Annotated in this window: 8 protein-coding genes and 1 pseudogene; 4 read left to right on the plus strand and 5 right to left on the minus strand. The window is 44.3% G+C overall.

Going from position 1 to position 8,288, the window contains the following annotated elements; all coding sequences use genetic code 11:
• Window positions 1–26 precede the first annotated feature (26 nt).
• From COP04_RS13575 to COP04_RS13590, 4 genes are read right to left on the minus strand one after another with little or no spacing between them, the layout of a single operon-like run.
• On the minus strand, window positions 27–893 hold the full coding sequence (locus COP04_RS13575; protein WP_157800307.1) for a metal ABC transporter permease: 867 nt from the start codon (window positions 891–893) through the stop codon (window positions 27–29).
• Window positions 886–1,776 carry a metal ABC transporter permease gene (locus COP04_RS13580; protein WP_100488511.1) on the minus strand — a complete coding sequence of 297 codons (891 nt, stop codon included), beginning with the start codon at window positions 1,774–1,776 and terminating at the stop codon, window positions 886–888. The genes COP04_RS13575 and COP04_RS13580 overlap by 8 nt, the downstream gene beginning before the upstream one ends.
• Complete coding sequence (locus COP04_RS13585; RefSeq protein ID WP_100488512.1) at window positions 1,773–2,609, minus strand: metal ABC transporter ATP-binding protein; 837 nt, start codon at window positions 2,607–2,609, stop codon at window positions 1,773–1,775. The genes COP04_RS13580 and COP04_RS13585 overlap by 4 nt, the downstream gene beginning before the upstream one ends.
• Window positions 2,609–3,538, minus strand: coding sequence for a metal ABC transporter solute-binding protein, Zn/Mn family (locus tag COP04_RS13590; protein WP_204988045.1), 930 nt, complete (start codon window positions 3,536–3,538; stop codon window positions 2,609–2,611). The genes COP04_RS13585 and COP04_RS13590 overlap by 1 nt, the downstream gene beginning before the upstream one ends.
• Window positions 3,539–3,954: 416 nt before the next feature.
• On the opposite strand from COP04_RS13590, the gene COP04_RS13595 reads away from it, so the two are divergent.
• Together COP04_RS13595 and COP04_RS13605 are read left to right on the plus strand one after the other, a co-directional pair.
• Window positions 3,955–4,605, plus strand: coding sequence for a helix-turn-helix domain-containing protein (locus COP04_RS13595; protein WP_100488513.1), 651 nt, complete (start codon window positions 3,955–3,957; stop codon window positions 4,603–4,605).
• A gap of 342 nt (window positions 4,606–4,947) precedes the next feature.
• On the plus strand, window positions 4,948–5,955 hold the full coding sequence (locus COP04_RS13605) for an LCP family protein (protein ID WP_100488515.1): 1,008 nt from the start codon (window positions 4,948–4,950) through the stop codon (window positions 5,953–5,955).
• Window positions 5,956–6,156: 201 nt separating this feature from the next.
• Here COP04_RS13605 and rpmF read toward each other — a convergent pair whose 3' ends face one another.
• On the minus strand, window positions 6,157–6,336 hold the full coding sequence (rpmF, locus tag COP04_RS13610; RefSeq protein ID WP_100488516.1) for a 50S ribosomal protein L32: 180 nt from the start codon (window positions 6,334–6,336) through the stop codon (window positions 6,157–6,159).
• Window positions 6,337–7,226: 890 nt separating this feature from the next.
• Here rpmF and COP04_RS13615 point away from each other — a divergent pair.
• A pseudogene (locus COP04_RS13615) lies at window positions 7,227–7,538 on the plus strand (NAD(P)-binding domain-containing protein); the annotation flags it as partial.
• Window positions 7,539–7,659: 121 nt separating this feature from the next.
• The coding region (locus COP04_RS13620) for a CobW family GTP-binding protein (RefSeq protein WP_162297107.1) at window positions 7,660–8,288 on the plus strand (629 nt) is incomplete at its 3' end.

The following is an 8,288-nucleotide window of genomic DNA, read 5'->3' on the forward strand; positions in this document are numbered from 1 at the left end:
TGTCCCCTTTGTATAAGTATTATCAATCAAACATGAAAATTTTCAAGCGTATTTTTCTCCTTTTGGTGCGTCTCCATGAGATGTACACGTTTCTTAAAAATATGCTGTGACATACGCGCAAAACAATAAAAAATTGCACCAATAATGCAAACAAAGAAGCCAATCGGCCATCCTGTCGTGTAAGCTAACAAAATCGCTGCCCAGATATCGACCAATGAAAAAACGAGAGACAGTCGGAGTGTAGCAGCAGGATGGCGCGTCAAATGCACACTGGCCGCGTTTGGTACGATCAACAAGCTAAAGCAGAGCAAAGCCCCCACCATAGGCACAATGACAGCCGAAGCCAGTGCGACAATGAGAAGTAGACAGATTTCCAGTATTTTGACCGGAATGCCTCGCGCTTCTGCCACTTCTTTTGAAATGGTCATCAGCAAAAGAGGACGGTATAGCACTGCAAGACCGAGGATGCAAATCAGCCCTACTATGGCCGTACCAGCGATCTGTCCAGAACTGACGCCCACAATCTGCCCAAACAACAACGCATACGCTCCACTAGCATATTGATTGCTCAGTCCTAAAAACAACGCACCGATCCCTAAACCGGTAATCAGTGTCAAAGCTGTAATGACATCGTTGTGTTCCTTTTTCCCAAGTGTCCCCATGAGGAATGCGCCTCCAACCGTAAACATGACCAACCCATAAAAGGGGTCGGCATGCAACAGGACAGCCCCAGCTCCTCCTGCAAAGCCAGCTTCCGGTAGTGCATGCCCTACAAAAGCAGATCCCCGGATGACGATGAAAAATCCAATAAAAGAGGAGATCACCGCTACCATCGTCCCGCTGATCCATGTATGCAGCATGAACGGTTGGGTAAATGCACTAAAATCAAGCATGGGCCACCTCTCCTTTCGATGGCTTAAAAATGTGGCCATGCGGAAGACGTGTGAGCAAATAGGACACAAGTATTAGTATGCATACAAAAAAGCTGACCGGCCAGCCTCTCCCAAATGGGGGCCAATGAAAACTATCATAGGCCAGCACAATGCCTGCCCACATGGAAAACATTCCCAGAATGGCTGCACACAGCATGGCATATCCGATTTTTTTTGTCAGGCGCATAGCAGTAGCTGCAGGACCAATCAACAGTGCGGTACTCAACAGCGCCCCGATGACCAATGAACTTTCCTCTACCACAAGTGCCATCAGGATAATGAAAATAAATCGAATCAACCGTACCGGAATACTGTGTGTCATGGCAAGTTCCGAATCAATGGAAGAAAAAAGCAAAGGGCGAAAAATGATGCTCAGTGTTACTGCCGCTGCTAGAGTAAGTACAGCCAATACAGGCATTGTTGCTGTATTTATCAGGAAGACGGATCCAAACAGGATCATCATCGGCGCGCTTGCCTGGCCAGTAAAACTGGTATCTAAAAACAGAAACAGGGATTCTAGACCGAGTGCTACCGATAAGACAATACCTGTCGCTATGTCTCGCTCTTTTGCCTGATTACCAATCGCTTCCACACCCATAGCGGAGAGGAGGCCAAAAATAAGAAATCCCCAGAGGGTGTTCACACCGAACAAAAATGTGATTGCCGCTCCCGCTCCGCCGAAATCGGAAATGGCATGACCGGCAAATGACTGGCCGCGCAAAACCACAAATACACCCATCACGCCTGAGAGAACTGCCACGATGCCTCCCATCCACAATGCATTCAAAACCTGTGCATTTTCAAAAAAACCGGGTGCAAATACAAAACCCATCAGTCGATTCATCTGCTCCCCTCCGTTTGGCAGTGGTCGGACTCCAAAGGATATTCGTTTATCGGGGAATCCTGCCCACCTATCACCAGAATCCGCCCACGGACATGAAGTACATCGACAGGATACCCATATAGCTGACTGAGCACCTCTTTCCGAAAGACTTCGTCCACTTTTCCCATGACCGCTTTCCCGTCAGCCAAGTAAAGCACCCTGTCCATCGCTTTAAGCAGCGGATTCATGTCATGTGCCACTAGCATGACAGCAACGCCGCGTTCCCGTCCGATACGGGCGACCAATTCCACTACTTCGTATGCACTTTTGATATCCAAATTGGAGAGCGGCTCATCCAGCAGCAGTACCTGTGGATCGCTCAACAGCGCCTGCGCAATCAATAAGCGTTGCTGCTCGCCACCGGATAGACGTCCGACCGCCTCATCCGCAAAACGTGCGGCATCCACTGCGTCCAGCATTTCATCTACGCGTCGTTTCCGCTCTTTTTGATGTAGTGGAATGCCCCAATGATGACCGTCCAATCCAAGTGCAACCAAATCACGCCCTCTTAATGGAATATTGGGGTCTAAATACAGTTTTTGCGGCACATAACCGACGAGCTGATTGCCTTTACGAGTAGTGGATTTTCCTCCAATAAAAACAGATCCATCAGAAGGAGAAAGAAGCCCCAAAATTACTTTCAACAACGTGGATTTTCCGGCTCCATTCGGTCCGATCACACCGATAAATTCTCCAGGATACACGGAAAATGTAACCTCTTGCAAAACGCGACGTTTTCCAAACTGTACCTGGATATTTTCCATAGAAAGGATCGGTTTCTTATTTTCTTCCATCACTTGAGCGACTCCGTGGAAGTCCCGTTTTTCAGAGCTTGGATAACGGAATTTGTTTCTGCTTCCATCCATTTCTGATAATGGTAATTCGGCGGCATCGTTTCATACACCCCGACCACCGGTATGTTATTTGTTTTCGCCAGCTTCAGCAAAGCGGTTGTTGCGTCGTCCACTGCCTGACGGTTGTATAAAAACACTTTTACTTGTTTTTTCGAAAACAGGCTTTGTTGAATCTTCACGTCTTGTGGGGAGGGGTCTGTACCGTTCATAACCGCAGCCTGGAACGCCCACGGTGTCTTAATATTTAAGTTTGCCGCCTGCAAGAGATAATCAGAAACCGGCTCTGTGACGGCGACACCGGTGTTGACATAGGTTTGTTTCAGAGTGTCTAAATCATGATTCCATATGCCCAGTGATTGGTCGAATTTATTGAGTTGGTTTTTAAAATAGGAACTATGTGCAGGCATCTGTTTTTCTAATTTCTGTGCGATCAAGGCTGCCACACGCGGCATCGTATCCGGCTTATACCAAAGATGTGGATTGCTTGTGTTGTCGGGATAGCCTAAGGATTTAGCCACGTTGATGATGACCCTTTTTGAATTGGGTGAAGCGGATTCCAAATGATCCATAAAACCATCATATCCCAGCCCATTCTGGACAACGAGGGTAGCTTTCGAAACGACGGAAGCATTTTTGGTGCTTGCTTCATAGGTATGCGGGTCGGTCGCCGGGTTACTCATAATACCTGTAACCGACACATATTTCCCACCAATCTGGCTAATAACATCCGCATACTCATTTTCCGCACCAACGGCGATGATTTTACCTGCGGACGGACCGGTTGAGGAGTTGCTGCATCCCGATAGTCCAAACAACACGATACTCACGATGGTAGCCAAAATCGTAAACCCTACCTGTTTTCTTTTCAATATTAACACTCCCTAAGCAAAGAAATATTCCACGGTGACGATATGAATTTTTGACGAAGACTCCCAATCCGTACATCCTGAAAGCACGCTTTAGAACAAAAACAGATTGCTAGTCAAGCGATGAATACATTTTTCATTGTTGGTGGCAGACTTTAGACAGCTATGTTTTATTGAGCACAATACCGTTTTCCCTTCTTAAATTGTTTTATAAATAGTAACGATTACGATTTATAATAGTGCAGTTGGAAGCACTAGTCAACCAATTTAATAAACTAATTTTGATGAAGCATCAATTCATCATTTGACAAAATGTCAATTTCAGATAATATAATGCTAGTAACGATCAACATCAAAAATAGATTTCTTCTGTAAGAATGGGTGCTGTAGTAAAAATAATTACAAAAAGGGCGTAAAGAATGGCTGAGGAGAATAGATCTATTGGTTCACTATTAAAAGATTTATTAAAACAACGTTCATTATCCATGAAAAAACTTAGTGAACTCACTGAAATCGATACAGCTACCGTCTCGAGGATAATAAACGGAAAAAGAAAAGCAAACCCGCGGCACTTGCAAAAGATTGCTGAATGTTTGGATATTCCCATCACTGATTTATTTGTAGCTGCAAGTTATCTCACTGAACCGCAGCAGAGAAAGTTAGAGTCAAGCAATGATATTCATTCGTCTATTGAAACCATTCAAAATATTATCGAATTTTCTAATTTGTTAAGCAAGAAGTTTACTATTGAAGATGTTAAACATCATCTAGCTCATTATCAACAATATTCCAAAACGGAAGAGGGGCGAGAAACCATTCTAGCGAATTTTGAGGAAAAGCTCCAAAAAGTAGGCAGCATTGGCCCATTCATTGATCATTTAAAGGAGATGTTTGATAAATTTCGTTTAAGAAAGGGCACCCCATATCAACTCGCGGTCATAGGAGGCGCACTATTGTATTTCATTTTACCGGATGATGTTATTCCGGATTACATCTTTCCAATTGGGTATTTAGACGATGCAATCGCTGTGCAGCTTACTTTAAATTTACTATCCAAAAGGCTTTGTTAAACTAATCTGTTGCTTTTCGCTCCATGCGCTCACTTTCCGAAGGCGATCCACCAGCATCGCTTCGGGGTCTCGGTCTGGTTCGCTGTTTCCGCAGGAGCCCACGTACCTTCCGCTCCAATCAGAGGGGGATAGAACCCACATTGAACTTTAGCACAGCCATCCAAAAATGAATGAAACAATTTTAAAAAGAGATATTTCTTTAAGAAGGAGCTTTCTTGCTTTTGACCATTGTACATCATTAAACAATTTCACCCATGGAGCACGAAGCCGCTAAAAAATGGCTTTCTCTCAGAATAGATATAAAAACGAAAGATACCATCTCAAGAATCAAAGGAGCAAAATATGACACAGATCAATGAGGAGTCTCGCGTCTCAAACAAGAAGATTAGAAAAAGACATAGGGTTTTACGCTATATCTTACTAACACTTGCTGTTCTTCTTATTGCAGCAGTCGGTTATGGAACTTATGAATATTACAATCTCCAGCCCCAGCATCATTTCATTAATTTACCGTCTATCGGAAAAACGACCAGCAAAATTAAAGAACGTACTGGAACATTTAATCTGCTTCTCATCGGTTCAGATGCACGGCCGGGCGATCCAGCCGGCCACAGTGATTCGTTACTACTCGTTCATGCGAACCTGGACAACCATACCTATAATATATTAAGCATCCCCCGTGATACCCGGGTTTATATGCCCGGGGTTGGCTATACCAAGCTGACCAGCGTTAATTATATGGATCAGTTGAACCACGGTATCAAACAGGGAACTACTGAAGCTGTTGCAGCGATTTCACAGCTCACAGGTGTGCCGATTAACTACTTTGCTGAGACAAACAACTGGGGTTTTCAGGATATGGTGAACTCCATTGGAGGTATCGATATGGATCTTCCATTCAATGTGACTCTGACCCACCCGTGGTATCCGCAGGACAAGAATAAGACGTTTACAGCCGGTACACATGCTTTGGACGGTCAAATGGTCAATGAGATCGTACACGAGCGCGATTCGGTTCCCGGAACCGATTATGGACGTCAGCAGTTACAGGAAGCCGCACTGATCGGCATCGCTAAGAAAGTGGGACAACCCGCTAATGTAACAAAGTTGCCGAGCCTATTAGGATCTGTTTCAAAGTACTTGATCGCCACTAATATGTCTCAACAAGATATGATCAGTGCCGGATTAAGTGTCATGAGTGATCTCCATCTGCAGCAGCAAATTCATTATCTCCAGATTAAAGGAACGAGTGAAGTGCTGTATGATGATATGCTGAAGGCAAACAACGATGAGGTAGTCCTTGATCCAAGTCAACTGCAAAGTCTCGCAAAGAAGTACTTTACGAACTAAACTTGTCATAGTTTTCCTAAAGCAATACGTAAAAAAATCAGCCGCATTCAATGGTGGCTGATTTTTTTACGTATTTTTAATGTCTGCTTTTCTTTCTTTCGATAAGCGAATTTCTGAACCCTTCATACGAAAAAATGAAGCCGCCACAGGCTGACTAGAAAAGTTATCGGATACCTAACTGCTGTTTTTTGCCGGGAACTGTCATGATTGTTTAGGTTTAATCACTTGCTCCCCTCTGTAATAACCATCCTTATCTACACGATGTGAACGATGATAGTTGCCGGTCACCGGATCGCGGGACAGGTTTGGGGCACTTAACTTTTGATGTGTCCTCCTTTTCTTTTTCCTTGTCTGTGACGTCCTTCTTTTTGGTACGGCCATAAGTAATCCTCCTCTACAGAAAAATAAACCACAAGCTTAGTAAGGCAGTCTTGGCCTGTCTTTTTGTGATTTAATCGCTTTTTGTGTCTGGTGATGCGTTTTTATTCGGACTTGTTAATTCTCGTCTTGCTCGTGACCGTTCACTTATATTGACTTTGCTGCGACTCCTTTCTTCCCGTAATTTCAGAAATCGCGTCATGCTTTCTTTTCCAGTGGAACGCCTCCTGACGACTACAAATAGAAACAGCCAGTTGTATGAGGAGGATATAGATTGCGCCCAAAAAGAAAAACAAAAGTCCTAATAGATGAAGAACCATGATCCAGCCTCTTTACAAAAAAATATTCACTCGCTTATGGGAAACGGTGTAAAGCTTTAACAGTGTTTTGTATAAATCGTAACAATTACGTTTTATGCTTTTTATTTAAACATTATTCCTACTTCCATGCAAGTATTTTTGCTCACTTTTTCAGGTCAAAAGCCAACCCGGAAATGCAGCCCCTCCTATTATTTCACATAATGAGGGTACATATGATGAAACGCGCGCCCTATTGCTTCAATCATGCATCGCTGGAGTTCTTATGCTGCTTGCTCAGTAGTTAAAATCAGATAGTCAATCAGACCCTGATCACCGAGTCTGGACTTTTCAATTCTCTACTTTTCCGTTGCTTTGTCGTTGGGGATTCCTATACGATTTTGCTCAGCATTGCTCCTATAATGATGCATTCCTGGCTTCTCTTGAGACAATAGCTTACAGCGATGACACACTCGCCTGTTTCCGTTTTGCCTCGGCAAGGGCTATCGCTTGGCTTAGTAACCATTTTCACTTATAATAGCATGTAAATCGTAATAATTACGATCTACATGCTATTACTTTTGAGGTGATCAATACATGCAAAACATCATCATTGTCGGCGCAGGGGCGTCAGGTATCGGACTCGGCGTACTGCTTAAAAAAGCGGGAATCCATCACTTCTCCATTTTAGAGCAGGATAAAATCGGATCCTCCTTCAACCAGTGACCAAAGGAAATGCGCATGATCACACCATCGTTTCCTGGGCAGGGATTTGGCGCTCTGGATCTAAATGCAATCGTTCCGGATACATCGCCGGCCTATACATTCGGGAAAGAACATCTGAGCGGTAAAGACTATGCCAACTATCTCCGCTTACTCTCCGATTATTTCCAACTCCCGGTTCACGAGCAATTTGTTGGCTGATAACTGTTCACCTCGATCATTTGCTCCGTCTCACTTCTTCTTGTTCTGTTTCTCTTACCGGGCTTATTTTGACAGGTGTGTAAACAAAGTTAAGGAGACCTTTGACATGACACGCGTACCAATAACCCTTTTATCGGGCTTTCTAGGGTCAGGAAAAACAACGCTGCTGCTGCATTTGCTTCGGAACAGACCGGAAGGCAGCCGCATCGGTATCATCATCAATGATATGGCTGAGGTCAATGTCGACGCAAAAACCATTCAACACAGTCCGTTCTTCAAGGACGACGATCAGCTCATCGGATTAACAGGCGGAAGTATCAGCACAGACTTGATCTGTGATCTGCAGAATGCGGTCTATAAACTGGCTGCTTCCAAAACCGTGGATCTGATTCTCATTGAAGCTTCGGGCATCTCACGGCCGCAACTTATTGTCAAAAAAATCGTCCAAGGAAGAAATAAAAGCGGAAAAAGAATCCGGGATATCACCCGCGTCGACACGACAGCCACCGTCGTCGATGCTGTACGGTTGGCAGGTTTACTTACCCCTGAGGAGGGAAAATTCGACGCAGCGTACGTGGATACGAATCAGCTGATGATGAATCAGATAGACTTTTGCAATGTACTGATTATTAATAAAACGGATGATCTGAGCGCTGATTCTACTGCCTATTTGCTGAGTGTCGTCCGAGCACTCCAACCGCAAGCCCGCGTGATTGCCACATCATACGGCCGCAT

The sequence above is a fragment of the Sporolactobacillus pectinivorans genome, assembly GCF_002802965.1.
Lineage (GTDB): Bacteria > Bacillota > Bacilli > Bacillales > Sporolactobacillaceae > Sporolactobacillus > Sporolactobacillus pectinivorans.